Origin of the sequence: Kamptonema formosum PCC 10802, assembly GCF_000332335.1 — a bacterium.
Classification (GTDB): Bacteria; Cyanobacteriota; Cyanobacteriia; order Cyanobacteriales; family Oscillatoriaceae; genus Oscillatoria.
In genome coordinates, this window is record NZ_KB235948.1 from 2292228 (window position 1) to 2318413 (window position 26186).

At 55.0% G+C, this 26186-nt stretch carries 19 protein-coding genes; 6 read left to right on the plus strand and 13 right to left on the minus strand.

The window, feature by feature from the left end; all coding sequences use genetic code 11:
- Positions 1-77: 77 nt before the first annotated feature.
- Both OSC10802_RS0109790 and OSC10802_RS54250 read left to right on the plus strand, forming a co-directional pair.
- Positions 78-308, plus strand: a complete 231-nt coding sequence (locus tag OSC10802_RS0109790; RefSeq protein ID WP_017716604.1) for a hypothetical protein — start codon at positions 78-80, stop codon at positions 306-308.
- A complete protein-coding gene (locus OSC10802_RS54250; protein WP_044170039.1) occupies positions 305-529 on the plus strand; it encodes a type II toxin-antitoxin system RelE family toxin in 225 nt (74 codons plus the stop codon). The genes OSC10802_RS0109790 and OSC10802_RS54250 overlap by 4 nt, the downstream gene beginning before the upstream one ends.
- A 265-nt stretch (positions 530-794) precedes the next feature.
- Here OSC10802_RS54250 and OSC10802_RS0109805 read toward each other — a convergent pair whose 3' ends face one another.
- Complete coding sequence (locus OSC10802_RS0109805; protein ID WP_017716606.1) at positions 795-1463, minus strand: L-threonylcarbamoyladenylate synthase; 669 nt, start codon at positions 1461-1463, stop codon at positions 795-797.
- Positions 1464-1534: 71 nt separating this feature from the next.
- Here OSC10802_RS0109805 and larC point away from each other — a divergent pair, with 71 nt between their 5' ends.
- Positions 1535-2959: a nickel pincer cofactor biosynthesis protein LarC gene (gene larC, locus OSC10802_RS0109810; protein WP_017716607.1), complete on the plus strand. Its 1425-nt coding sequence runs from the start codon at positions 1535-1537 to the stop codon at positions 2957-2959.
- Between the two features lie 271 nt (positions 2960-3230).
- On the opposite strand, the gene OSC10802_RS0109815 is transcribed toward larC, so the two are convergent.
- From OSC10802_RS0109815 to OSC10802_RS0109840, 7 genes are all read right to left on the minus strand, one after another.
- Positions 3231-5552 carry a S8 family serine peptidase gene (locus OSC10802_RS0109815; RefSeq protein ID WP_017716608.1) on the minus strand — a complete coding sequence of 774 codons (2322 nt, stop codon included), beginning with the start codon at positions 5550-5552 and terminating at the stop codon, positions 3231-3233.
- Between the two features lie 221 nt (positions 5553-5773).
- Complete coding sequence (locus OSC10802_RS39450; protein WP_017716609.1) at positions 5774-6460, minus strand: DUF6658 family protein; 687 nt, start codon at positions 6458-6460, stop codon at positions 5774-5776.
- A 465-nt stretch (positions 6461-6925) separates the two neighbouring features.
- Positions 6926-7357 carry a DUF6658 family protein gene (locus OSC10802_RS39455; RefSeq protein WP_198525090.1) on the minus strand — a complete coding sequence of 144 codons (432 nt, stop codon included), beginning with the start codon at positions 7355-7357 and terminating at the stop codon, positions 6926-6928.
- A gap of 18 nt (positions 7358-7375) precedes the next feature.
- A complete protein-coding gene (locus tag OSC10802_RS0109830; protein ID WP_445727652.1) occupies positions 7376-8434 on the minus strand; it encodes a zinc ribbon domain-containing protein in 1059 nt (352 codons plus the stop codon).
- Positions 8435-8465: 31 nt separating this feature from the next.
- Positions 8466-9089, minus strand: a complete 624-nt coding sequence (locus OSC10802_RS0109835) for an IS607 family transposase (protein ID WP_017716612.1) — start codon at positions 9087-9089, stop codon at positions 8466-8468.
- The gene (locus OSC10802_RS56390; RefSeq protein ID WP_017716613.1) at positions 9089-9304 is read right to left on the minus strand and encodes a DUF6658 family protein; all 216 of its coding nucleotides are present in this window, start codon (positions 9302-9304) and stop codon (positions 9089-9091) included. The genes OSC10802_RS0109835 and OSC10802_RS56390 overlap by 1 nt, the downstream gene beginning before the upstream one ends.
- 288 nt (positions 9305-9592) lie before the next feature.
- Positions 9593-11398: an alpha/beta hydrolase family protein gene (locus tag OSC10802_RS0109840; protein ID WP_026098345.1), complete on the minus strand. Its 1806-nt coding sequence runs from the start codon at positions 11396-11398 to the stop codon at positions 9593-9595.
- Between the two features lie 98 nt (positions 11399-11496).
- On the opposite strand from OSC10802_RS0109840, the gene OSC10802_RS0109845 reads away from it, so the two are divergent.
- Positions 11497-12591, plus strand: a complete 1095-nt coding sequence (locus tag OSC10802_RS0109845; protein WP_017716614.1) for a putative bifunctional lysylphosphatidylglycerol flippase/synthetase — start codon at positions 11497-11499, stop codon at positions 12589-12591.
- A gap of 29 nt (positions 12592-12620) precedes the next feature.
- Here OSC10802_RS0109845 and OSC10802_RS0109850 read toward each other — a convergent pair whose 3' ends face one another.
- Entirely contained in the window at positions 12621-14042 is a 1422-nt protein-coding gene (locus OSC10802_RS0109850; protein ID WP_017716615.1) for a Sll1247 family protein, read from the minus strand.
- A gap of 279 nt (positions 14043-14321) precedes the next feature.
- Between OSC10802_RS0109850 and OSC10802_RS49385 the strand changes: the two genes are divergently transcribed.
- On the plus strand, positions 14322-14549 hold the full coding sequence (locus OSC10802_RS49385; RefSeq protein WP_155967529.1) for a hypothetical protein: 228 nt from the start codon (positions 14322-14324) through the stop codon (positions 14547-14549).
- Positions 14550-14703: 154 nt separating this feature from the next.
- Here the strand turns inward: OSC10802_RS49385 and OSC10802_RS0109855 are convergent, their stop codons facing one another.
- Positions 14704-15444 (minus strand): sulfite exporter TauE/SafE family protein, encoded by a 741-nt coding sequence (locus OSC10802_RS0109855; RefSeq protein ID WP_017716616.1) that lies wholly within the window; start codon positions 15442-15444, stop codon positions 14704-14706.
- A gap of 207 nt (positions 15445-15651) precedes the next feature.
- Here OSC10802_RS0109855 and OSC10802_RS0109860 point away from each other — a divergent pair, with 207 nt between their 5' ends.
- Entirely contained in the window at positions 15652-16824 is a 1173-nt protein-coding gene (locus tag OSC10802_RS0109860) for a DegT/DnrJ/EryC1/StrS family aminotransferase (protein ID WP_017716617.1), read from the plus strand.
- Positions 16825-17209: 385 nt separating this feature from the next.
- Here the strand turns inward: OSC10802_RS0109860 and OSC10802_RS39460 are convergent, their stop codons facing one another.
- The 3 genes from OSC10802_RS39460 to OSC10802_RS54255 all read right to left on the minus strand — a co-directional run bounded on the left by OSC10802_RS39460 (position 17210) and on the right by OSC10802_RS54255 (position 26161).
- Positions 17210-18706 carry a sensor histidine kinase gene (locus OSC10802_RS39460; protein ID WP_017716618.1) on the minus strand — a complete coding sequence of 499 codons (1497 nt, stop codon included), beginning with the start codon at positions 18704-18706 and terminating at the stop codon, positions 17210-17212.
- Positions 18707-19414: 708 nt separating this feature from the next.
- The gene (locus tag OSC10802_RS0109870; RefSeq protein WP_017716619.1) at positions 19415-19882 is read right to left on the minus strand and encodes a response regulator; all 468 of its coding nucleotides are present in this window, start codon (positions 19880-19882) and stop codon (positions 19415-19417) included.
- A gap of 276 nt (positions 19883-20158) precedes the next feature.
- Positions 20159-26161: a PAS domain S-box protein gene (locus OSC10802_RS54255; RefSeq protein ID WP_082218269.1), complete on the minus strand. Its 6003-nt coding sequence runs from the start codon at positions 26159-26161 to the stop codon at positions 20159-20161.
- Between the last annotated feature and the right edge of the window lie 25 nt (positions 26162-26186).

The window sequence follows — 26186 nt, forward strand, 5'->3', positions numbered from 1 at the left end:
GGGCGGTATTTTGCGCGGGTGGACAGGAAAAAGGGCTAAAGCCCAACAACGAACCTTATTAGAGGGAGTAGAACATTATGTCATCAGCAGCACTCAAAGATTTGGTGGAGATGGTAGAGGCTTTACCGAGTGATGTACAGGAACAAGTGGTAGAGCATTTGCGCGAGTATATTGCCGATCTTCAGGATGATCAGAAGTGGGATGCGTCATTTAGTCGAACCCAGTCAGCGTTGGTGGCGGCGGCGCGACAGGCTAAACAGGAACGAGCTGCGGGAAAAGCAACTGCGATGGATTATGATCAGTTATGAAATCTGAAGTTCTTCCTTCGTTTTGGGCGGAGTATCGCAAGTTAAGTGATAATGTTCGGCAACGTGCCCGCAAGGCATATCAGCTGTGGGCTGAGAATCCGTTTCATCCATCTCTTCATTTCAAGTGCATCAACCAAGAAGAGAATATTTGGTCAGTTAGAGTCACGCGGGGGTATCGAGCATTGGGATTCAAAGAGGAAGACACTGTAACGTGGTTTTAGATTGGCACCCATGAAAATTACGAGCAGTTCTTTGGCTAAAGTGGGATCCTAAATCTTTCCCCCTCTGGGGTGGTATCTTGGATCGCTCTACAGGTGCAGAAGAAGGAAAAGAGGCGCTATCCCTTGGTTCAGAAACCCGGTTTCTCCACCCCCCGCAACCAAGAAACCGGCTTTCTGCGACAATTTTTGCATCCTAACCGAGAGATTGGTTCAGAAACCCGGTTTCTCAACCCCCCGCAACAAGAAACCCGGTTTCTGGATCGCCCTAGCTGCTGACTGCAGCAGCGATACCCGCCACCGCTTCCCACCCCAACCCTTGCCGCACTATGGCCAACTCAGGGCCGGTAAAATCTAAAATGGTTGACACCTGGTATCCCGCCTCCTGGCCATTGTCCACAATCAGATCCACTAACTTGTCCAGCCGGTCAAACAGCTCCGCCTTACCGGCAGGTTTCTTGGGTTCCGCCCCGTCGGGCGTCTCTTCGTCGCTAAGCAAATGAGCTGAAGTGGAAATAATCGGATTCCCCAGCGCCTCCAACAGCGACTGGCACACGGGATGATCCGGCACGCGAATCCCAGTCGTTTTCCGTTTGGGGTTCATCACCAGTTTGGGCACTAACTTGGTTGCCGGCAAGACGAACGTGTATGTCCCAGGAATCAGGCGCTTCATAATCCGGTACGCTGAATCCGTCACCACCGCGTAGTGCGCTACGTTGGACAGGGAGGGGCACAGGAACGTCAGGGGCTTGTCGTTGGACAGCCGCTTGATGTGCCTGACGCGCTCTACCGCTGATTTGGCGTTCAGATCGCAGCCAATCGCGTACACTGTATCCGTAGGATATAGCATTACCGCTCCATTCTGGAGCGCGTCCTTAATTTCCTCGATTCTGCGTGCTTGGGGAGTCTGCGGGTGGATTTCGTAAAGAGTAGCCATTGGATTTTATATTTTAGATTTCACTCTTAGCATTCCATATAAAATCTAAAATCTAAAATCTAAAACCGCCAATGAAAAAGATTGCTTACCTTGACTGTCCCACCGGAATTGCCGGCGATATGTGCCTGGGTGCCCTGGTGAGCGCCGGCGTTCCGCTAGATTACTTAATCGAAAAGCTGAACGGGCTGGGAATTTCCCAGGAGTGCGAGTTGCGCGCTGAACTGGTCGATCGCAGCGGTCAGCAGGCAACTAAAGTGCATGTGGACTTAAAAAAGATGGCGGGACAGCCGGCAGCCCTGTCAAGAGCCGGCGAACTGGAACCGGGGGAACCTTTGGAAGCGCCTACCTTTGACCAACACCACCACTCCCACGAACACCACCACTCTCACGAACACCACCACTCCCACGAACACCCCCACTCCCACGAACACCACGCCGAACACGAACACCACTCCCACGAACACACCCGCCACTTGCCAGAAATTGAGGGGATGATTGTGGCGGCGGGACTGCCGGCACAGGTTGAGGCGTGGAGTCTGGCGGTGTTTCGCAAGCTGGCTGAGGCGGAAGGGGCGGTGCACGGGATTGCGCCAGACAAGGTGCATTTCCACGAGGTGGGGGCGACGGATGCGATTGTCGATATTGTCGGGACTTGTCTGGGGCTGGACTGGCTGGGGATTGAGGAGCTCTACTGTTCGGCTTTGCCAACCGGCGGCGGCACGGTTTGGGCGGCGCACGGACGCATGCCGGTGCCCACACCGGCTGTCCTGAAGCTGTGGGAAATGGGACAGGTGCCGGTGTACAGCAATGGCATTGAGAAGGAGTTGGTGACGCCCACCGGCGCGGCGATTGCCGTCACCCTAGCAGCCGGTTTTGGCAAACCCCCCGCCATGACTCTCGGGCGCGTTGGTTTGGGTGCCGGTTCCCGCAACTTGCCGGTGCCCAACATTTTGCGACTGTGGGTTGGCGCTGAGTCATCCAGCGCACCCTCACCCCCCAGCCCCCCCCATGAAGGGAGAGGGGGAGGAATTCCCAACCCCCAACCTTCTTCCCTAGAAACAATTGCGGTGCTGGAAACACAAATTGACGATCTCAGTCCGCAAGCCATTGGCTATGTGTTCGAGGCGCTATTTGACGCCGGCGCTTTGGATGTGTTTACTGTGCCTGCCGGCATGAAAAAAAGCCGCCCCGGCGTGTTGCTGACTGCTATCTGCCATCCTGAAAATCAGCCGGCGTGTGAGGCAGTTATCTTTCGGGAAACTACTACTTTGGGGATTCGCCGGTCACTTCAGGAGCGCTCAATTTTGCTGCGGGAGATTGTGCCGGTGCGAACGCCATTAGGGGAGGTGCGGGTGAAAGTTGCCAAATCTAGCGATAATAATAGTATCATAAATGTGGGGCCGGAATATGAAGATTGCGCGGCGCTAGCCCGGCAGCACAATCTCAGCTGGCGCGAGGTGCACCGGCTGGCGCTGCAAGCTTGGCACAGCCGGTAGGGTGCCTATAGCAGCAGACAGTAAGTTTAGTACAAGGTATCTCACTTGCTAGTAGAGACAGGGACAGGCGAGACGCCTGTCCTACGTCCTAACCTAAGTGGCTACTGCTATAATGCTGCTTTTCCCTTAAAAGGAGGCAGAGCCTCCAGAAAGGCGTTCCCAGGCTGTAGCCGCAGGCTTCCCGTAAAAGTGCCTGGGAACGAGGGAATGCGCCATAGCTGACTGCCGTTTTTTCAATCCAAAATCCAAAATCCAAAATCCAAAATAGGTGTCAGACAGTAATGCCAGCTGGGGAAGCAGTTGAACTCAGGATATTTTCAATCTGAGCCGGCGTTAGATTCGGGTTAGCCTGCAACATGAGGGCAATCACACCGGCAACATAAGGAGTTGCCATCGAAGTGCCATCGAGCGAGGCGTAGCTGTTATTTGGCGTCGCCGATCTGACATCCACCCCCGGCGCAACCACGAAATCGTAAATCCCCAGCAAGCTGCTGGCAGAATTGGAGAAGTAAGCAAGCTGGCGGTTGCGATCAACAGCCCCGACTGCGATTGCCAAATCTTCTGCCGCCCTGATAGCTGGGTCATCGGGCACATTCCCGCCGGCACCCTTCTCATTGCCTGCGGCGATCGCGGCAACCACACCGCGCTGTCTGGCTTCAGCAAGGGCGGCGGCTGTCTGTGGCAGGGAAGGATCTCCCGGAGAGTTGCCCAAGCTCATTTGCAGCACCCGCGCTCCGTTGTTAACCGCGTACCGAATTCCAGCAGCAACGGCACTATCAAATTCTTCGACAGTCCGAAAATCTCCTAACACCCTCACCGGCATTATTGTAGCATTGTACGCAACTCCTGTCACTTCAAAGGGATTCCCCAAATCATCGGTGCCGTCAGTGCCATTTCTTGCCGCCGCAATGATGCCGGCTACGTGAGTTCCGTGAAGTTCTTCAGCATCGTTATTGGAGGGGTCGGCATCGCCATCGGCAAAGTCGTATCCCTGAACGTCGTCGATGAACCCATTGCCGTCATTATCAATGCCATCGCCGGCAACTTCATCGCTGTTGCGCCACAACCTGCCTTGCAAGTCACGGTGTTTGAGGTCAATGCCGGTATCCAAAACCGCGACGGTGACGCCCGCGCCGGTATATCCCCTCGCCCACACGTCTGGAGCGTTGATTAAATCCAATCCGTAATTATTCACCACAGGACTGGGAACATCTGCAAATGGGGTGGTTTCCCCAATGGCACCGGCAACTGCGGCGGCGGCATTCACCAGACCGAAACCGTAGTTGGAATTGAAATTGCCCTGGGATGTGCTGGTGTTGGTTTGACCGGCAGCCGGTGCCGCCGACACACTTAGGCTGTAGTTCGTATCCCCCTGATACTGCTGAACCCTAATAAAATAGGTGCCCGGATTTAAAGTGCTGATGTTAATCGCCTCTGCAGCGCTGCCCGATTCTATTGACCGGCTCAAAATCTCAATTTGATCGACAATCGCACCGTCATTATTGAGGTCTTCCGCTAAGTACAGATCGGCATCCGCGCTCAAGCCATTCAGGCTGAGGCTGACGCTGCTAACCGTATTGAGACTGAAGCGGTACAGGTCGTCGAAATCCGCATTCCCGACAAAATCCGTCAGGGTTTGGGTAGCGCTCAGGGTGCCAATGTCACGCGCCGCGTTCGGGGTTTGACCGGCTAAGTCTTGCGGAACGTTGGCGAGGGGCGAAGCTGACAGGCTCAGGGTATAGTTCGTATCGCCGGCGTACTGCTGAACCGCAACAAAGTAGGTGCCCGGTTGCAAAATTCTGCTGAGTGTTTCGTCACTGTTACCGCCTGTTGCGGAGGAATCGATATACTCATCGAAATCAATTTCGCCATTGCCATTAAAGTCCTGTATCAGCGACAGGTCAGCATCCGCACTCAACCCGCCGAGGGTCAAGCTGAAGTCGCTAGTTGCGCTGATGCTGAACCGGTAGATATCCTCAAAGTTTGCATCGCCGACAAAACCGCTAACCGTTCTGCTTGCGAGGGTGCCGAGGTCGCTCGCTTCGTTCAAGTTGGCAGGAACTTGACTTGGAGTGGCTGCGCGTCCTTCAAACTGGCCAAATTCCAAATAGTGCTTTATGGCACTCAAACCGCCGGGACTGACAGCGGCTGCTACATCCGAGTTCTGCGCTAAATAAAAGCCGGTGTCGAAGCCTGGGCCAAAGTCACGGTTTTCATATTGACCGAACTTGACGAAGTGCTCGATGCCGGTGAGTTCGTCTCGCTGGACTGCTGCAGCTACGTCTGGGCTGTCTTCCAGATAAATGTCGGTATAGAATTCTGAGAAGGGGTCCCTGTTTTCTTCCTGGCCGAAATTGATGAAGTGTTCCAGCGCCGTGATTTCGCCTGTGGCCACTGCCTCTCCGACATCTGGGTAATATAAGGTATAAAAGTCCGGATCGAAGAGGACGCTGGGCTGCCGGTCTTCAAATTGACCGAACTGGGTGAAGTGGTCCAACCCACTGCTGAACCCGCCACTGGCCACTGCCCCCGCCACATCCGGGTTCTCCGCCAGATAGTAGCTTTCGTCGAACAGAGTATTGATATCTAACATTGCCCCTAACTTTCTACCTGAAGATAGATGTAATTTATTTTATTCTCACATAGAAGTCGAGGCGGTGTAATAACTTAACAAAAATTTAAAGTTTTCGGTCAGGCGTAAGCCACAGTAGCGCTCCAGAGGAGGGCACCCTACTGTGCAAAAAAGGCAAGTTGGGAGCCGGTGCTCCCTTGCCTTGCCTGACCTGGAAAGAGAATATCGGTTGGGCTTTTTAATTAATCGATAATATCTGCTTCCCGATTCAAATTGCGCTGAGAGGTTTGAATGCCCTCACGGACTTTGGCTCGTGCGGCACTGGCAGCATCTTCAGCGGCGTTCTGGCCTTGACGCGCTATATCTTTGCCCCGCTCGGCGGCGTTTTCAAAAGCCCGCTGCGTCGTCTCAATGTCTCGACTGACTTTGTTTCCGAGCCGGTCTGCTGTATCTTGAGCGGTTTCCTTGGCTCCTTCTACGAAATCTCGGGTATTTTCTCTGAGATTTTCGCTGCCGGTTTTAGCATTTTCGGCAAACTCCCGAGCGTTGCGCTGGGCAGTTTCTTTCACGTTTTCGCCAATTTCACCGATCTTCTCAGGGGCCTTCTGAACGCCTTCCCGGAAGTTCTCTCCCGTCTGATTGCGGTTCTTCAGGTTTTGCTGAGCGTTTTCCACCAGGGCTTGAGCTTTCCGGTCGGCTGCTGAGGTGTCTCTTCTGGGATCGACATCACTGTAGTCGTTCATCCCGCCCCTGTATTCAGAGGTCACAGCGCCCTCGGGAACTTCCTCCCTGATTTGGTCTGAGGTTTTCGCGAGTGCGCGAGGAGTGTTAGAGCAAGCTGCGCTAATAAATAGCAGCAGTCCGGCCATAAAAACCGTTAAAACTTTATCCAGTCGGAGCCTTTTCAGAAAGGCAATGATTCTCTTCATAGAGCCACTCCGTTGAGGTTGAGCGAATCAAACCGCTTTCTCGTCTGAAAGCGAATTTTTTTGTACCAATCTCGTACTAAAATTTGTGGGGGACTCAAACTCCCCTCACTTCTGTATAGAATAAAACAAAAATCTCGGTCCCTGCCTCTATCAAAGGTTGCATTCTCGCTGGCAACTCAATGCAGCTCAGGTGTGATGCGAAAAAGCCCTCAAGCTGGGGCTAGCCGCTGTGGCGGTAAGTCGAATTGCCGGTGAGGGCTGCAAGGCAATCGCTGGGATAGCGGGGGAAGCTGAAAGGGGAGTATCCCATGTTTGCAAAAATATAGCAGTATCGCAGTATGCACTTAGGTTAGAACATTAGACCTTCAGGGCAGGCGTCCCGCCGTACATACGTCTATATAGCAGTAAGCATTTAGGAAACGTACATTCCGTTTCTCAGTACCTCACAAAGGATGAAAAAGGCTCTTAGCTGTGTGACTTATCAGCCGGATTTTCTGCCCTATCTTTCAGGAAGCCGGAGGCATCTTGAAAAACCGCACCGGCTCTCTCTAAAAGCTTCGCATTTGGGTCGCTGCGGTTGAAGACCGGCTGGCGCTGCGCCGGCATCTCCCCAACATCCTCTAGCAGGGATTTGTCTCCCCCAAGTTGCCGGTTAAAAGTCTCAGTTTTCAGAGGCTCAGATCCCTGGTAGAGCAATCCCGATCCGCCAGGCTGGCTATCAGTTGTGGACGTGTCACCGCCGATGGCTGCGGCAATCACTCGCGTGGAGATTGGCTGCTGGCTGGCTCGCTGGCGCTCAGAGGTTGGTTTTGCGGTGTTCGCCTGAGGCTCAGGAGACATCTTGTAGTTAGTGTAACCATCTCCACCATTCTTGTGGGGGTTGTTCATCCGATACATTTTTGCTATCAATTGCTGTCAATTGATAGCAAATACATAAGCTGGGAGGCTAGCTCTCAGCCAAGGCGTATCAACCAATGCCCGCAGGAAGATCCCGCGAGCACCATTTAGATCCCTGTCCATGACCCGCCCGTCGCTCTTGGACTTAATCACTCTCGCTCCGCCGATTTTGACAATCTCGCCAGTCCAAGAGACGGTCTTGGAAGTGTAAGCTTCATTGATGTCGGACAGGAGGATTGTGCCTGTCTCCCAAGCTTTCCACTCCAAGTGCTTCTTGAACGCATAGTGAGATAGGGTCAGCATCTGGCGCACAGTCTTGGACTTGATTTTGCGCCGGGACTTGCTCACCATCTGAGACGATTCAAAACTGGGCAGGAGAATTACGTCAAAGTTTTCGACAAAGAATTTGGCCGTCTTGTGGTGCAGCTCTTTGACTAAGTGCTGCACTTTGCATCGGATGCGGTCAGCAGCTTTTTTAAAGCGCCGCTTTTGAGCTGACTTGGCTTTACTGATTTTTGAGATAAGGCGGTCAAGCTTAAAGCAGAACTTTTGAATCCGCAGATTGGCGTCATCGCCAATCCACCCACAAGACGATTCGGAGAAAAAAGTTATGAAGGTTCGGACACCGGGATCTAAGGCAACCACCCGCCCTTGGTTTTCGGGCTGGCGCGGCTGCACTTCTTGGGAGATTGTCAGGTAATACTCCCCATAGGCCATCGTTAGACGGCCATCGCTAAAGTCTTCCGGAAGAGTCTCGGCAAAGCGCATCTCTCCGAGGAGCGTGTGATAGACGCCGCGCTCACTGATTGCAGTTTTGGGAATAAAGATGGTCTGCTGCCTGTCTCTGCGGCTGCGGAACGTGCATTTGCGAAATTGGCCGTCTTTGGCAAAGCCACGCTTGGCTTCTCTGACCGCAGTGCAAGCGTCCTTCACGGCGATTTTCTTGATTTGATAGGGCACCGATTTCGCCCATTCAGGTAAGGCTCCCATAACGATGGGAGCGACAGCCATCCATTTGGCCTTTGTTTCTGGCTGCAGGAGGTATTTGATAGTGTGATTGTACGTATACCTGGACACCCCAAACCACTGTTTCAAAAGCGCCCTTTGACTAGAGCTTGGGAATATTCGGATCTTCCGAGATTTCCTTGCGGTATCGCAATCGTCCGTGCATGCGGCAACTGTAGCTTGCTTCCGCGAAGCGGTAGACATGGAGGATGGCGAGAAGAGGGACGCTATCGCGTCCCGCTTCGCTATCCGATGTGAGTTCGGATTCTGGGCAGTGAGGGGGTTCGCTGAGAACCAAGAGCTGCCCACCGTTTTGCTGCGCCATGAAGTCAAACAGCTCAAATCCGAATCGGCAGAGCCTGTCACGGCAGGCAACCACAAGTGTGAGCTTATCGCCGCGCATAAGTCTGACCAGTAGGGCTTGCAGTCCTTTTCGTTTAAAGTTAAGTCCTGAGCCGATATCTTGGATGATTTCGGCTCCGGGGTAGCGCTCTCGCATGAATTCAACTTGACGGGTGAGGTCGTCTCTTTGCTTTGCTGAGCTAACTCGACAGTAGCAAACAGTGGCAGCTGCAGCTGAATCCCCTCCCATCCCCCCGATGTCAAAGAGGCGCTGCCCCTTAGGCGTGCGGATGCTTTTGATTTTTCCTTCATCTGCAAACTTCCTGAGAGTTGTGGGGTGCAGTCCAAAAAACTTGACTGCTTTTCGTAATGGGACGTAGGCCATTAGAAAAATGTAGTGGAACTGCATCTAATGAGAGCAAATCGGCTGCTGCTGTCAAGCCCTCCTGCTTGAACGGTGGGGCTGTCGGGACGAGCACCTCGCATATCGCCACCGCCACTATTGCAAGCGGTGCTAAACAATAGCAACACGCCGGCTAGCAAAACGGTCAATATTTGATGCAGCCGCAGTTTTTTTAACAAAGCAGTCAACTTTTTCACAAAATCCTTCCCAATTTGTCACCAATACCTGTCAAGCATATAAATACAAGTGACAGCGCTCCATCTAGCGCAGGTGACATTTTTCCCGTTCTATGCCCTCAACATTTTTCTTACTTTAGAGAGATACAAACCCTTACGGATGAGCGTGGCGCATAGCGCGTGGCGCATAGCGCATGGGGCATAGCGCACGGCGCATGGGGCATGGGGCAAAACAATCAATCCAAAATCCACAATCCACAATCCACAATCCACAATCCACAATCCCCAATGCCCCAATCCCCAATGCCCCTACAGGTTGCGGGACTGGAACTGGACTTCTGGATAGGCAGCGGAAGCGCCGGCGAGCAGAGGCTCGCTCTGGTTCTTGAGATATTTGTCGAAGAACGCCACCGTATAGGCATCTATAATATCGTGGGCTCGCGTTCCCTCAATCGGCCCACTATCAGTCAAGCCGAGATTGCTGACCGTGCCGGTTGAGCCGAGCTGCTCGGGCGAATAGAGCGAAATCAGCGGCAATAGCAGGGAGCGGTCGGAAAAATCGGAGTGTTCCGTGCCGGCAATTGTAACATTATAACCGGCACTGGTCAGCTTTTGATAAACCGCTTGCCGCTGTTCGAGCTGCCCGACGGTTTGGCCCACCGGCGTATCGTTGTATGTCTGTCCAGCATTCATCAGCATAAATGGCTTGGTGATGGGCGTTTGAGTCAGGGCAGACGACAGGATCGGGCCATCCATACTGATCCCGGCTTGCAGGCGGGGGTCAAGCTCCATCGCTGCGGTGGTGGTGACGCCGCCGAAAGACTGGCCAAACATGCCAACCCGACTCAAGTCCATGCGCCCGGCAAGCAGTCCTTTCGGGTCGCTAGCGTTGAGAGCGGTGAGCTGGTTGAGGACGAAGCTGGTATCTGCAGCTGTGATTCCCACGATTTGAGCGAGGGCGGTTGGGAACTCTTGAAGATTCGCCGGCACGAAACTGGAGGCGAAGGGCACGACTCGCCCATCGGAAAGTGCGTTGATGCCAGAAACGCCGGTGTGATTGATGCCAGCGACGATATAGCCGTGACTGGCGAGTTCTTCGATCTGAGCGGTATAGGACTCGGGCAAGGCACCCAGTCCGTGAGAGAACAGCACAACCGGATAGCTCGCTTGAGCGGATGAAACGTCAGCGGCGGGAATGACATTCTGGCCGATCTCGCTGTAGAAATCAGATGGCAAGCCCTGAGCGCTCGCCACCAGCGGGCCCAAGTTGTCCAGGTAAGGCGGAACCTGCCCTAGGGCCAGCGGATTTGACTGGCCAGGATACCAAATCTTAACCGTGACCGTCCGTTTGTCGTTTGGATCTGGGGTGAAGATTTCGTCGCGGGAGGTGTCGGTAAATTCGTAGGAAGTGGTGCCCACTCCAAAGGAGCCGGTGGGATCTGGCAGGGGGAAGGAGGAGACAGTTTCTCTTTCTTCTTTGTAGCCAAACTCTGCGAAGTGTTCAATCGCCCCCCCGTCGAAAGCGCCGGCGCTTATGGCGCTGGCTACATCCGGATACCGCTGCAGGTAAAAACTGGTGTTGAACTGGGGGCTGGGGTTGCGCTTTTCATCAGTGCCGTACTCGACGAAGTGCTCAAAGCCCGTGAGTTCGTCTCTGCCAACAGCGGCGGCGACATCGGGATACTGCTGCAGGTAATAGCTGGTATCGAACGCGCCGGAAGGGTCGCGCCCCTCACTGTCCCCATATTCGACAAAGTGTTCGTACTCCCCTGTGAATTCGTCTCTGGACACAGCGGCGGCAACGTCTGGGTTTTTCAGCGCATACCAGGTGGGATTGAACAGGGGGTTGGGGTTGCGACCTTCAAACTGACCGAAGTCCAGGAAGTGATCGAAGGCGGTGGTGTCAAAGTTGCGCACAACAGCGGCAACATCTGGATTCTCTTGCAGGTAGTAGCTGCTGTCGAAGTAGGCGCTGGGGTTGCGCCCTTCGACGATGCCATATATATTGAAATGTTCTAACCCGTTTTTAAATTGGCCGGCGGCAACAGCACTGGCCACATCGGGGTTCTGGGCGAGATAAAAGTTTTCGTCAAATAGGCTGCTGGCGTCTAGCATATTTTAAAGTTGGGGTTGACTGTTAAGCTGGTTTAGAGATCACAATAGCGCTTGGCGGTCTTTTGGGGTGCAGCCGCGCCAATAACTAGGTAAGGAAGATGTGGCGGCTTGATTTCCGGAAATTTTTACAGCAGGTCCTGCGAGCTGGCTCGCGCCTCAAGCCTTTTCTGCGGTGGGCGATTCTCGGCGGGACGCTGTTTTTTCTTGGCAAAACCCTTAAGGATTGCGCAGCGGAAGTGGCGGCTGTCCGCATGGAGGCTGCCGGCTGGCTCACCCTGGCCCTGGCTTTTTTGCTGACGCTGCTGGCCCACCTTTGGGCGGCTCGCGTCTGGGCGGGGATTGTCCGCTCGTTCAGCCCGCCGGTGCCGGTGCCTCTGGCTGTGCGGGTTTACCTGAAAACGAATATCGCCAAGTATTTGCCAGGAAATGTCTGGCACTTTTATGGCCGCATTTTGGCGGTGACGGCTGCCGGTGTCTCCCCTGGAATGGCGGCGCTGAGCGTGCTGCTCGAGCCGGTGCTGATGGCCGCTGACGCTCTCCTGATTGCTTTAACCGGCAATTTGATAGCAGCAAATGGCCACTCTCATGGACTGGCGTCCGCCGCTGCGGTTCCCACCGGCTCTCTGGCATTGCTGCTTTTGGCGGTGGTGGCGGGGATTCATCCCAGGATTTTGAATCCTGTGATGCAATTTCTCGTCCGCCTGAAGGGTAAGGCGATTGCGGCGGCGACAGCCCGCCAACCCGCTTTTAAACAAAGGGAACAATCGGAAATAGAAATTGCTGCGGATGTGGGAGAGTCTTATGGTGGGGAGTGTACCAGTTCTGGCAGTGATAAATCTTTCCGAATTGAGCGCTATCCGTTTTGGCCGGCGATGGGAGAGTTGGGCTTTTTGGGATTGCGGGGTGCGGGGTTTGTGCTGGCCTTGCAAGCGGTCGCGCCGGTGAGTCCCGCCAAGCTGCCGGTGGTGTTGGGCGCTTTTAGCTGGGCGTGGCTGCTGGGTTTGGTTGTGCCGGGCGCACCGGGAGGAATTGGGGTGTTTGAAGCGACGGTGACGGTGTTGCTAGATGGCCACTTTGGGGCCGGCACGATTTTAATTGCCGCTGCCTTTTACCGGCTGGTGAGCGTGCTGGCTGAGGCTGCCGGTGCGCTTCTGGCTTGCTGGGATCTGCGGCACCGCACAACCGGGGGGTGAAGCGGCAACGGGCTTTCCCCCGGCGCAATTTACCTGTCAGCGCTGTCGTCTGGCTCGCCGGCCAACTCGTCTAGCTCCGTTTCCCCAGCGTCCTCTGCGGGAGGCAGCCGGTCGGAGTCCGCTCCCCCACGCTCCTTGAGGTTCAATCTCTGTTGGGAGAAAATTCGATAGCTGTCCAAATCGATTGTGGGGGAACCCTTGCCACTCTGATTTTTGACGGCTATTAAATTGTAACGCATATTTTCATCATAGATGACGAAGGTTATCTTTAAGATTTCCAGAAAGTTTACCACCCACTTGCATTCTTCTTCCGGGTAATCGACGTAATACTCGATCAGCTTAGCCAGACAGGTTTCCAGGTGAGTGCGCACCGGCTTGCAGAGCAGGGTAATCTTGAGCAGCATAATCACCAGAGTCAGGGCGTGCCCTTGAGAGACGAGCAAAATAAAAAGTTGGGAAGGGCTTTTGTGGTCTTCCGTCGTTAAAACTTCAATCACTCGCTTGCACGTCCTTAACAGCAGGGCGTCGGTCAAAGGCTTGCCGTCATGGCTTTGATAGAGATTTTTTAGGTGTTTTGAGAGCAGGGTATTAATTAGCAACACAATGTCCCGATTCTCTAGGGAATAAATTAAGTATTTTTGCAGGCCGATCTTGAAATCTGCGTAAAGGATTCCTTTCGTTTGTTCGAGAAAAATGTTGGCAATATTTTTATAGCTAAATTGGCCACGTTTTGCCATAACCATCTCGATCAGCTTCAGGACTTTATCCCCCAAGATGGTCGGATTTTTGTCAGGTTCGCCCTGACGTTCGTATGCTGAGCGAAGGCGAGCCGTATACATAGCCAGCTCGAATTTAAACCGCTCTCTCAGTTGCTGGGCTTGGATTCGGGCGGCTTCTCGCTGTTCCGGGGAATTGTTCATATTCACGTACTGGGGCACCAGCAGATAAGAAGCGTAGCGCTCACTCCAGTGACGTTGCTCCCGCTCTTCGTATCTGGCAAGAAATAGCTTAAGCTCCTCGTAATCTTTGCTGTTTCGGAAGTTTTTCAGCCAGTCCCTCAGGCGGTTTATACTCATCGATAAAGTTTCTTCCTCAAGGGCTGGGTCGCAAAATAGCTCTATTAAGTTTTGGATAGCTTCCGGGTGCCGGCGCGTCGTCCAGTTGTTAATCAGAATATAGCAGCACCGCTTAAGCGTATTCCTAAATTCACCTTCATCGTTGGATAAGATTAGTTCATATAAAGCGGATATGGCCTCATTCTTATCCCGGCATAAAAGGTGTAAAAATAGATTCCTAAAGTCCTGCAGGACTTGCTCGGCTGGGTAGATTTTGACGAGCTCTATGCAAAGGCAGTAGAGTCGCTCCTGAGCCTGTTGAAGCAGCTTTTTTTGCTCCTTGATTTGAAAATAAGTATTAGTCTGAATGTCAGTTTTTTCCAGATTGGTGGACATCCGTAGATCCTCCCCTGACTGTTGAATGTCTCAGGACTGTCTAGTGCGGGCGGCTTAACAAGTTTTGCCGCCAACTTCCGGAGGGCCTTTGTGCCTGCGGTACGAGTAAAGTTAACGGCAGTAGGTAGAAATGCGCTCGCAGTTTTGCCAGCTCTATATTACGCGAGGGGCCGGCAGAGAAAAGCCGCCCTCGGGCATACATCACCTCAATGTGCAACCTATCTCGTTCAAATAGCGCTCCTCCTTTGGTGCGAGCGGTGAATTTAGTCTGCGGTCGGAGTGGCGAGCGCAGCTGCTAGCTCGCTGGTGTCGGGTGGGCTAGCTTGCCGCCTCGAGTGGGTGCGACGCCAGAACCTTGATTCGCCAGGGGTTTCCCCTGAAGTCAATCCGACGAACGCTGCTGGACTTTGGCGCTCGACCCTGCGCGCAGCGCCGGCATCTCTCTACTTTAATGATAGGCGCTGTTTCGGCTTGCCGCCGGCGCTCGAAGGCTGCCAGAAGATGTGACAGTCTCGCGCGAGAGAGGGTGACAGGAATCACTCAGACGCTCGGGAGCACCTCCGCTCCAGGGACGAGTGCCAGTGGGGGAGAGAAATCGGGGTTCTTTGGGCAGGGCAAAGAAACCCGGTTTCTTAAGCTCGGGGGTAAAAAAAGTGGGATTCTACCAAAACATCACTAAATCTCGCTGTTCCCACAGCATAAAGACGGCGGCAATCACCATCATGCCAAGGACAAGCTGGCGAAACTGCACGTCGCTGATCTTGTGGAGAAGGTGCTGCGCCCCCCAGTTCGCCGGTGCCGCCGCCAGCCCGATCGCCAAACCGTAACCTAGGGATTGCGGCGTTAAGGCACCAAAGGCAGCGTAAGTTACCATTTTGACAATGTGAATAACTGTGACACTGGTGGCTTTTGTGGCAATCATCTCTTCTTTGAGCAAGCCATAATTCAGGTAAAGCGGGTTCATCGCCGGCCCGCTACTGCCGATCAGTCCAGAAACAAAGGCAAACAGGAAACCGGCGGGTAAGAACTGCCACGCCTTGGCGGTAAAGGTGCGCTCTTTTTTGCCAAACCCGAAACTAAAAACTGCCACCAACAGGAACACGGCAATCAGCAACTCCAGCCATTCCAGGTGGATTTTGGTGAAGGCATAAGCCCCTAGCACAGCGCCGGTGAGGGCTCCGGGCAAGAACCACAGGGTGACTGGCCAGTTGATGTGCCGCCAAAACATAAAGATGCGCTGGGAATTCCCCAGCAGCATGCCGGTGGTGATCGCCGGCGCTACCGCTGCAGGGCCCAGCAGGAAATTCACCAGCGGAACCAATACCAGAGGAGAGCCTCCGCCCGCTAGGGTGCTGATGAACCAGGCAACGAAACTGACCAGGGTCAGGGAAACAATGGGCATAGCCGGGTGGGGTACTAAAGGCTAAATCTCTGTTAATTGTGGCATTCTGGCAGCAAGCTTGCTGCCCACAAGGAACAGGGCGCAAGCAACGGCAGAGGGGAAACCCTCTACCCCCTCGCGCCGCCCTTGAATGCCGCCTTCGTGTCTGCTCTCCTCCGGCTCCGTCTGAGATAATCACAAGAAATTAACCGTTCGTGGTGTAAGCGCGTGAATAACATACCCCCTCTTGACTTGGCGCAACAGTACCAAACCATCAGTGAAGAAGTGAGTCAGGCGGTTTTGGAGGTACTCGCCTCTGGGCGTTACATCGGCGGTCCTCCGGTGCTCGGCTTTGAGCGGCAGTTTGCCGCCTATCTCGGTGTTGAGGAATGTGTGGCGTGCAACTCTGGCACAGACGCCCTCTATCTGGCCCTGCGGGCTCTGAAAATTGGCCCCTCAGATGAGGTGATTACCACCCCGTTCACTTTTATAGCCACTGCTGAGGCAATCGCTCTTGTGGGCGCAAGGCCGGTTTTTGTTGATATTGACCCGCTAACGTACAATCTCGACCTCAACCTGCTGCCGGCGGCGATTACCGGCAAAACTCGGGCGATCCTGCCGGTGCACCTTTTTGGCCTGCCGGTGGATATGACCGGCGTGATGGCCATTGCCGAGTCTCGCGGTTTGGCTGTGATTGAGGACTGCGCCCAGGCGACAGGCGCTGAGTGGGCGGGGCGAAAGGCCGGCAGCATTGGCCATGCCGGCTGCTTCAGTTTCTTCCCCACCAAGAATCTTGGGGCGTGCGGGGATGGCGGCGCGGTCACCACGAACGATCCGGCACTGGCACAGGCCATTCGCACCCTCAAGGAACATGGCTCCAGCAGACGCTACTATCACGAAGAAACCGGCATCAACAGCCGCTTGGACGCGGTGCAAGCCGCCATTCTCCAAGTTAAACTCCCCTATCTCGATACCTGGAATGACTTGCGCCGGCAGGTTGCGGCGCGCTACCGCCAGTTGCTCGCCCCCCTTGCGGATATCATTCTCCCCCAAGAACCCCCCGGAGGTAGAAGCGTCTGGAATCAGTACACCATCCGCCTGCTGGGCAACCGGCTCGATCGGGCCTCTCACTCAACACCTGGCTCCTATCGCGACCTTGTGCGCAACCGGCTGCTCGATCGCGGCACCGGCTCGATGGTCTACTATCCCCTGCCTTTGCACTTGCAGCCGGTCTACGCCGGTTTGGGCTATCAAGCCGGCGATCTGCCGGTTGCTGAGCGAGTCGCTGCCGAGGTGCTCTCCTTGCCGATCTTCCCCGAACTCTCACCGGAGCAGCAGGCTCAGGTGGTCTGCACTCTGAAAGATTGCTTGGCTGTGCCGGCCCCTCTCACCTCCGGTTGATTTCCCCCGCTGGCGATTGATATCCAATCGGGTTAATTCCCCCTCCTTAATTTCGCGCCGGAGTTCCGCGATATGCCCCGGCAAACCTGCCAGAAACCAGGGATCTTCAAGAAATCTGGTTTCTATATTTTCTCGTTTTCACTTAGTAGTAGGTATAGGGACAGGCGAGACGCCTGTCCTACGTCTTAACCTAAGGTTCTCTCGTTCCCCGCCTCAGGCTGGGAACGCAATCTGCCGGCTCCGCCGACTTTCAGCGGAAAAGCAGGTTAAAAGCCTAACAGCTTAAATGTCTTTGGCAGCGCCCGCAGAGCCAACGCACCCTACTGAATCTAAAAAATCTTATAACTTCAGGAATAAAGCGAAACAAACAGATAGGAAGTAGAGGCTACTTGCCTTCGGCGAGAGTGAAGTAGAACGTCGCACCTGCGCCCACCTCAGCTTCCGCCCAAATTCGCCCGCCGTGCCGGTGAATGATGCGCTCTACCGTCGCCAAACCAATGCCGGTGCCGTCAAATTCTTCTTTTTTGTGCAGGCGGCGGAAGGCAACAAACAGCTGGCCGGCGCTCTCCATATCAAAGCCGGCACCGGTGTCGCGCACGAAATACACCGTTTCCCCCCGCTCCTGAGTCACCCCGAAACTAATGCGGGCGACCGGCTTTTTTCCGGTATACTTCCAGGCATTCCCCAGCAGATTTTCCAGTGCGATTTGCAGCAGGCACTCATCCCCCGCCGCCGCCACACCGGCAGAGATGTCGATCTCCACCTGACGTTCTGGCTGCGCCTGCTGCAGTTGCTGAGCAATTTTTTGCGCCAGCTGGCTTAAATCAACGCGGGCAATCTGCATTTCGCTGCGGCTGACGCGCGACAGGTGCAGCAAATCTTCAATCAGTTGCTGCATGCGCTTGCAGGCGGCGCGAATCCGGTCGAGATAGTGTTTGCCTCGCTCGTCGAGCCGGTCGGCGCACTGTTGCAGCAGCGCCCAGCTCATGCCGTCGATAATTGACAGCGGGTTGCGCAAGTCGTGGGAAACTGAATAGTTGAAAGCTTCCAGTTCTTTATTCGCCACTTCCAGCTCTCCAGCCCGACGCTTCAAATCTTCGTGCAGCTTTCGGATTTCTGTCTCCGCGCGCTGGGGCTCGCTCAAATCGCGGATCACTTTGGCGAACCCCCGCAGCTGTCCGTTCTCATCTCGCAAGGCGGTGACCGTCACCGCCGCCCAGTAGCGCGAGCCGTCTTTCCGCCTGCGCCAGCCCTCCCCCTCGAACCGCCCCCCCACCGCTGCTGTTTGCAACTGCTGCTGCGGCAAGCCGGCTTCTATATCTTCGGCAACGTAGAAGCGCGAGAAATGCTCGCCGAGGATTTCTTCGGCTCGATACCCCAGGATGCGTTCGGCTCCGGGGTTCCAACTGATCGCGCGCCCCTCGGGGCAGAGGGTGAAAATGGCATAATCTTTGCCACCGGCAACCAGCAGGCGAAACCGCTCCTCACTGTCGCGCAGCGCTTCCAGGGTGTGCTTGCGCTCAATGGCGTAGCGCATGGCCCGCATCAGCTGCTGCCCGTCCACCTGACCCTTGACCAGATAGTCTTGCGCCCCTTTGCGGACGGCTTCCACGGCGAGTTCTTCGCTGTCTGTGCCGGTCATCACCACAATCGGCAGGCTGGGAGCCCGCTCTTGCACCTGCAACAGGGTGTCTAGCCCTTGCGTGTCTGGCAGCGACAGATCCAGCAAGATGATATCAAAGCTGTCTGCCTCCAGCCGCTCAATCGCTTCAGTAAGCCGCTTAGCCACCGTCAGCCGCACCGGCACTGCCGAGTCTTCTGTCAGAATCTCCTGTAGCATTACCGCATCAGCGCGGTTGTCTTCCACCAAAAGCAGTTGCATAATGGAAAGTTTATAGCCGATTTTTCCAGGCTTCTTCTTCAGGATAGGCTCTGGGGAGTTTCTGGAGGGGGGGACTCACAAAAATTTACATTTTTCTGCCGTGAAATCACAGAGAAATGCGTGTTTTTCAGCTAAAATATTTGTGAGGCTAGCTGTCCTGAAAGACCGCCCTCAAATGCTCTCTACCGGAAGTCAGAAATATCTGCCAAGGGGCAGAGAAAGAAGAAAGAGGGAGCATGCCGTTTTTGCAAAGACTGTGACCCTCACCCCCCTAACCCCCCTCTCCCAGGGCGGGAGAGGGGAGAAAGAATCAAGAATTCTCCCCTCACCCCAAAGTGGGAGAGGGGCTGGGGGTGAGGGGGGCATTGGCGTTAAGTTAAAGTTAAGAATGAACCGCCAAGACGCAGAGAGCGCCAAGAAAGAAGAGGGAGTTGCCTGCGGAAAAGCGCCATTGAGAGCTAAGGTGTGTAAAATACCTACACCTGTGAGCGCCCCTCCCGGGGGGGGCGATACCGGAGACGCCACTGGCTCAAATTTAAAGATATCAGAAAGAACCGCATTTCCAAAATCTGTCTTGAGACGGATTTTGCAGGTATGCTTTCTTTCGGAAATAAGAAATGTGTGCCCTAGGGGCAGACAAAACGGCCCCGACAGCTGGGTGCCGCCATCCCCAATCCATGCCTCCATGCCTCCAAAATCCTCACGCCCCTAACAGGCGGTGCCGAGGGCATCTGCCGGCAGCGTCGCCACTGCCAGCCAAAAATGCACAATGGCTTGAACCACCTCAATGAAATCGTCCAAGTCCAAAGGCTTGACGATATAGGAGTTGGCGTGGAGTTTGTAGCTGTTGAGGATGTCCGCTGGGGTGGCGGATGTGGTTAAAACCACAACGGGAATCAGCTGCAGGTGCGGGTCAGTTTTAATGGCGGCTAATAACTCGCTGCCATCCACTTTGGGCAAGTTCAAGTCCAGCAGGATGAGGGCGGGGCGGGGTGCGTGTTCGTAATTGCCCTGCCGGTGGAGAAAGTTGAGCGCCTCCACCCCATCCCTGACGACGTGCAGGTGTTTGAGCAACTTGGTTTCGCCGATCGCTTCCCTCATCAGGTGAGCGTCGCTGGGGGAGTCTTCCACCAGCAAAATATCCACCGGCCTATTGCCGGCTCTCCTATTGGCCATTGCGCTCCTTATTATTGAGAATCGGCTAGAGGGCGAGTCAAGGATAAAAAATCGGCGTCCAAAAACCGGTTAGAAGTCCCTGGAAACAGGACAGTAAAGTTGCTGCTACCAGGACCCCGGTTTCTGGGATGACTTGACTGGCTCTGTAGCAACTTATTGCAGGGCAAAATCATTCCCAGACCCAGACCGGCCCGCAGGGTGCGGTGTGAGCGCACCCTGGGGGCTTGTAGGGGTTGGGGGAGTGGGGGGGCGCGACGGCGGGGGCGCGCTCCCGCTTCAAGCCTGTTCCCCTGGAATCGTAAAATAGAAAGTCGATCCCTGACCGGGTGCGGACTCGACCCAAATGCGACCGCCGTGCCTCTCAACAATCTTCTTGCAAATAGCCAGACCGATCCCGGTGCCGGGATACTCGTCCCGGGTGTGCAAGCGCTGAAACAGCTGAAAAATGCGATCGCTATATCTTTGATCGATCCCAATACCATTATCGCGCACGGCGAACAGCACGTTACCGTTTTGCCGGTCAGCGCTGACATGAATCACCGGCACTCGATCGCTGCGGTACTTGAGGGCATTACTAATAAGATTTTGCAATAGCTGGGCGAGTTGGGTGAAATCCCCGCTCACCGTGGGCAGCTCGCCGTGCGTGACAGTCGCGCCACTTTCTGCCACAGCCACCTCCAGGTTAGCCACAGCCGCCTCGAACACCGCCAGAAAGTCCACCGGCACTAGCTCATTCCCCCGCGTGCCCACCCGGGAATACATCAGCAAGTCCTTAATCAGCTGCTGCATGCGGGTGGCTCCCTCCACCGCAAAAGCAATGTATTCGTCAGCTTTGGCGTCGAGTTGGCCAGAGTAGCGCCGGGATAAGAGTTGGGTGTAGCTGGTGACAGCACGCAGGGGCTCCTGCAAGTCGTGGGAGGCGACATAGGCAAACTGCTCCAGCTCGGCATTGGAACGGGCCAGATCTGCCGCCCGCAACTCCAGTTCCTGCTCGAACCGGCGGCGCTCGATGGCGGTGACAAAAATTTCTCCCACAATTCTCAGCAAAGCGATGTGGTCTTCCGTCCAGGTTTTGCGAGTGCGCACTGCGTCGCACCCGATAAATCCCACCACCTCACCGGCAGCGACGAGCGGCACATAAAGCAGCGATTGAATGCCTTCAAGCTGAAATTCCCCGGTTGCGGGAGATTGCGCCAGCACCTCTCCCCGCCCGATGGTGTCCCGCACCTGGCATAAGGCACCGGCAGGCAGATTTTGCCACCGGCTGGCGCGCGGTTCAATCCCGGGAGCTAACCACTCGTGGGTATTCTCCACCGTCGCGCCACTCTCAGCGAAGCGGAACACATAAGTGCGCTCAACCCCGAGAAATTCTCCGAGGGCGTGCAGCGCTTGGTGGATTCCCCGATCAGTCTGAGCCGGTGGCAGATTCAGGAAGTGGGTGGAGATGTCGCCGATCAGCTGTTCCAGGACAACGCGATACTGCAGTGACGCCTCCGCCCGCTTGCGCTCTGTAATATCGGTGTGAAAGCCAACCAGCCCCAGCAGCTCTCCTGAGTCATCCTTAATCGCATACGCCCGCAGCAAAACGGTCAGCTCGCTCCCGTCGCCCGCTCGCATCCCCACTTCACCAATCCAGCAATTGCCTCCCAGAATCGTGTCAAACACCTCAACAGACAGATCCGGATCGCAGAAGAGAGCCCCAGCACCCCCAGCAGCGTTCAGCTCTTCTGCGGTGCAGCCAAACATTGCCACAAAAGCCGGGTTGTGGTAAAATCCCTGACCGCTAGCGTCAGCCATGCTAATCGCATCGCTGGCACTTTCCACGGCTTTGCGGAACCGGATCAGTTGCTCCTCTGCCCGCTTGCGCTCCGTGATGTCTGTCCAGGAACCGACGAATTCTAAGGGGTTGCCACCGGCGTCGCGCACCACCTGCACTTGGTCATACATCCAGCGGTAGGTTCCATCTTTGTGGGAGAAGCGGTATTCCAGCGCTTGACAGTTTACTGACAGCAGCTCTGACAGCTTGGCTGTGACGCGCTCTGCGTCTTGCGGGTGCAGCCTTGCCGTCCAGAAATGGGAATCTTCCAAGAATTCCCGCGCTTCGTAGCCCAGCATAGCGGCGACGTTCTCACCCATGAAAGTAGTGCCGGCATCTCCCGACGCCTTGCAGCTGTAAATAACAGATGGGCTGGCGGTGAGCAGGTGGTGCAGGCGGGCTTGCGCCACTCGCAGAGACTCTTCCATCTGCTTGCGCTCGGTAATATCGCGGGTGGCGCACAGGATGAATGCAACTGTTCCATCTGCCGCAAATTCCGGTACAATTCGCGCTTGATAATATCGGACTTCAGCGTTCAGATCCTTCAATAAGGTAGAATTGAGAGAAGTCTCAATTCTGGAGCCTGATTCCTGCATCCTGGCTCCGGAGTTCTGAATTCTGGAGCCTGATTGCTGAATTCTGGCTGCTGATGACTCCATTTTGGAGCGGGATTTGTCAACGCTGGTTTTTGCTCCCTCAATTCTGGAGCCGGATTTCTCAATTATGGCTTCCCATTTCTGAATGACTTCTCCTGATATCTGTCTTCTGGCTCCTGCTTGCTGAATCCTGGCTCCTTTAGCTCCGGTTAACTCAAATTCTATCACAGTTTCCCTGCCGTGTTGAAAAACTTGCCGCAATACTTTTTCCCAGTCAGAGCCCAGGGGGTCTGGCATGCCTAACTCTCGGTTGGTTTTGCCTGTGACTTCCTGGGGGGAGAGTCCAGTTAGCCTTTGAACAGCTGGGTTGACATAGACATGGCGCAGCTCTCTGTCAAAGCGAGCGATAATATCGGGAGTGTTTTCCGCCAGAGTTCGGAATTTTTCTTCGCTGTCTCGCAGGGCTGACTCGGCTTGCTTGCGATCGGTCATGTCGCGAGCTACTGCATAGGTTAACCCGTCTGCCGGCACCGGCACGGCTGTCCACGCCAGCCACTTGTACGGCCCATCTTGACAGCGAAACCGATTTTCCAGGTTAAGGGTGGGCTCGCCGGTGATTAATTTGTGCTGGATCTCTTGCAGTGTGCGGGCGCGATCGTCAGGGTGAACAAAATGAAGAATGGGTCTTGACAAAAACTCTTCTGTGGTGTATCCTAAAATAAGTGTGCCGGCAGGATTGACGCGCTTGAAATAGCCGTCCGCCCCAGCGACAGCCAGGATATCGAGAGACAGGTTGAAAAAGCGGTCGCGCTCTTCTTCCGCCCGCTTCCTGTCGGTGATGTCTTCGGCAATGCCGGCGATGCGGTAGATTTCTCCCCTGTCGTTGCGGATGGAAAAAGCCCGATCTCTGATCCAGCGAATTGACCCGTCAGGTCGGACAATCCGATATTCGTGGTTGAAATCCCCCCGGAACTCACAGGCATTGGCAGCAATAAAGCGCTGGCGATCTTCTGGGTGGATGGCATCTGTGAAAGATGCGGGCTGCCGGTACAAACTGTCGCAAGTGCGCCCCCAGAGCCGCTCGTAAGCCGGACTGACGTAGAGCGTCTCGGTCCTGTCGGCTGTAATCATCCAGAACACGTCGGTGAGGTTTTCGGCGAGCTGGCGGAACCGCTCCTCACTCTCTCGCAGGGCAACTTCGGCTCGCTTGCGCTCGGTGATGTCGCGCACAATCGCTAAGACTTCATCTGTATTGCAGACAGCGATGCGAGCCTCGTAATGCTTTAGATCGCCGTTTTCAGTCAGCTGGTACTCGCAGATTTGCGCGCTGCGGCTTTCTGTGGCGATCTCTATGGCGCTCATTAACTGTCTAGCCACCGTTTCGGGGAAGATTTCTGTGACTTTTTTGCCTAAAAACTGACTGGGCGCTGCGAAGGGCTGGGAGTTAACTGCGGGGATGAAATCCACGCAGGTGCCATCGTTGCGGACGCGAAACAGCGGATCGGGAATCGCGGCGACTAGGGCTCGATTTTCGGCTTCACTATGCTGCAGCGCTTCTTCTGCTGCTTTGCGGGCGGTGATGTCAAGCGCTAAGCCGTCAAAGACAGCATCCCCACTGTCGAGCCGGTGCGGTCGTGCGACGGCGCGAACCCATTTTTCTTCCCCGGAAGTGGAGATGACGCGATACTCGTACTTCAGACGTGCTAGCGTCTGCGCCGAGAATTTTATCGCCTGCTGGAACTCCTGCCGGCAGTCGGGATGAATTTGGTTGAAGATCAGGGCTGGGTTGGCGGTGATGTCATCGGGTTCGAGTCCGATCAGCTCTCGCACGCCGGCGCTGATGTAGGGGATGGAAATTCTGCCGTCTGCGTGAGCGATAATGCGATAGACTACGCCGGGAAGGTTGCCGGTGATTGTGGCTAAGCGCTCGCTCATCGCCTGGAGTTTCTCTGCGGAAGCGATTAATTGCGTTTCTATCAGCTGGCGCTCGGCAATTTCCTGCTGCAGCTGCTGGTTGGCTCTGGTCAGTTCGGCGGTGCGCTCCTCAACCAGCCGCTCCAGTTGCTGCCGGTATTGCTGCAATTCTTCTTCTGCCTGTACGCGGTGCGTGATGTCGAGCGCTGTGCCGAGAATCAGTTGCGGTGCGCCGCCATCGGTTCTGGTAAATACCGTATCTCGACTGTATAGCCAGCGCCACTCACCGAAAGCGTGCCGCATGCGGTACTCAATTTCAACAATTTCTCCGTCTGGCGCTGCTAGCAATCGCTCGGCGCTGGCAGCAACTCGGGGCCAATCTTCAGGGTGAATGAGATTTTGCAGGAACCCAACTCCCATGTTTTGCACGTCCTCCGGCGAGTAGCCGGCAATCTCTGTCAGGTGCCGGTTGGCGTAAACATTGCGCTGTTCGATGAGATCATAGAGATACAGAATTGCGGGCGTCGCTTCGGCAATTTGCTGAATTAAACGCTGGTTTTCCCAGAGTGCCTTTTCGTGCAGGGATGCGACATGTCGCGTCTCTTCATATTCGGTGATGTCCTGACTGACGGCAATGGCTCCGATGATTTGTCCGCTTTCGTCGCGCAGGGGCACTGCTGAGTGCAGGACGGTTTTGCGCTGGCCTTGCAAGTTCTCGATGTCTGTGATATAATTGAGGTAAGATTCTCCTGTTGTGAGGGCTTTTACAAGCGGCCACTCTGCGGGGTCTATCCGCTTGCCAGTCTCGCGCCACCACCCTTTATATTGGCTGTACTGCTCGACTAGAGAGACGCGAGATATCGGAGACGCGACTGGGCTCTCTACAGCCAACCCACAAATTTTTTTGCTGGCTTGATTCCCGTGCAAAAGGCAACCTGTGGCGTCCGCGATACAAACGCCCACCGGCAGATTTTCTAACAGGTTTTCCAGGAGGGCTTGATTTTGCCGCAAAGCTCGCTCTGCTCCCACGCGCTGGGTGATGTCGGTGGAGATGCCGCAGAGGGCGTAGGGAGTGCCGGTGGAGTTATAAAGGGGAAATTTGAGCGACAGTAAGGTGTGCGTGCCGCTGTCGAGATCGAGTATTTCTTCAAACTCTAAAGGCGCTGCCGATGACCGCACTTTTCTGTCATTGCTCGCCAATCTGTCTGCGGTTCCCTGGGAGAAAATATCCCAGTCTGTGTTGCTTTTGGCTTGCTCTCTGGTGACGCCGGTGAGTGTTTCCCACCGGCGGTTGACCACAATATACCGGCCTGCAGTGTCTTTGAGGTAGATAAGTGCGGGGGAGTTATCTATAATAGCTTGCAGGCGCTGCTCGCTCTCTTGCAGTGCCTGTTGCGCCTGTACGCGCTCGGTGATGTCTCGCAAAACGGACAGGTGCCGGTGGGGCACAATATTGGCGGTGGCGGCATACTCCACCACCCGTTGAGTTCCGTCTTTTCGCTGCAGCTGGAATTCGCCAGATTCCTGTCCTTTTTCCAGGAAGCTCCGCCACGCCGGCTCGAAGTCGAAACCGGCGCTTGCAAAGTCTGCTATGCAGCGCCCGATGATTTCCTCTGCCGGCAAACCAAACAGTTCGCAGGCGGCGGGGTTGACTCCCACATACTCGCCCCCGTCATCGGCAATTAGGATGGCGTCTTTCGCCCGCTCGAAAACGGCTTGGTACTGCCGGTATCGCTCCAATTCTGTTTGGGTTTGGCGCAGCTGTTCCTCACACTCAGCTAGAGCGCCGGTCCTCCCTTCGCAATCGGGGTTAAGAAACCGGGTTTCTTGGCCACAATCGACCGCAGTTTCGCCCTTCATCCCCAAAGAAACCCGGTTTCTAGGATTGTTTGACTGGCGATCTGCAGTGTGCCGGTGAGAGTCTCCTGAAATTAAATCTTGTCGATCGCTCATAAGCAAACCCCGACGGGGGGCGGAT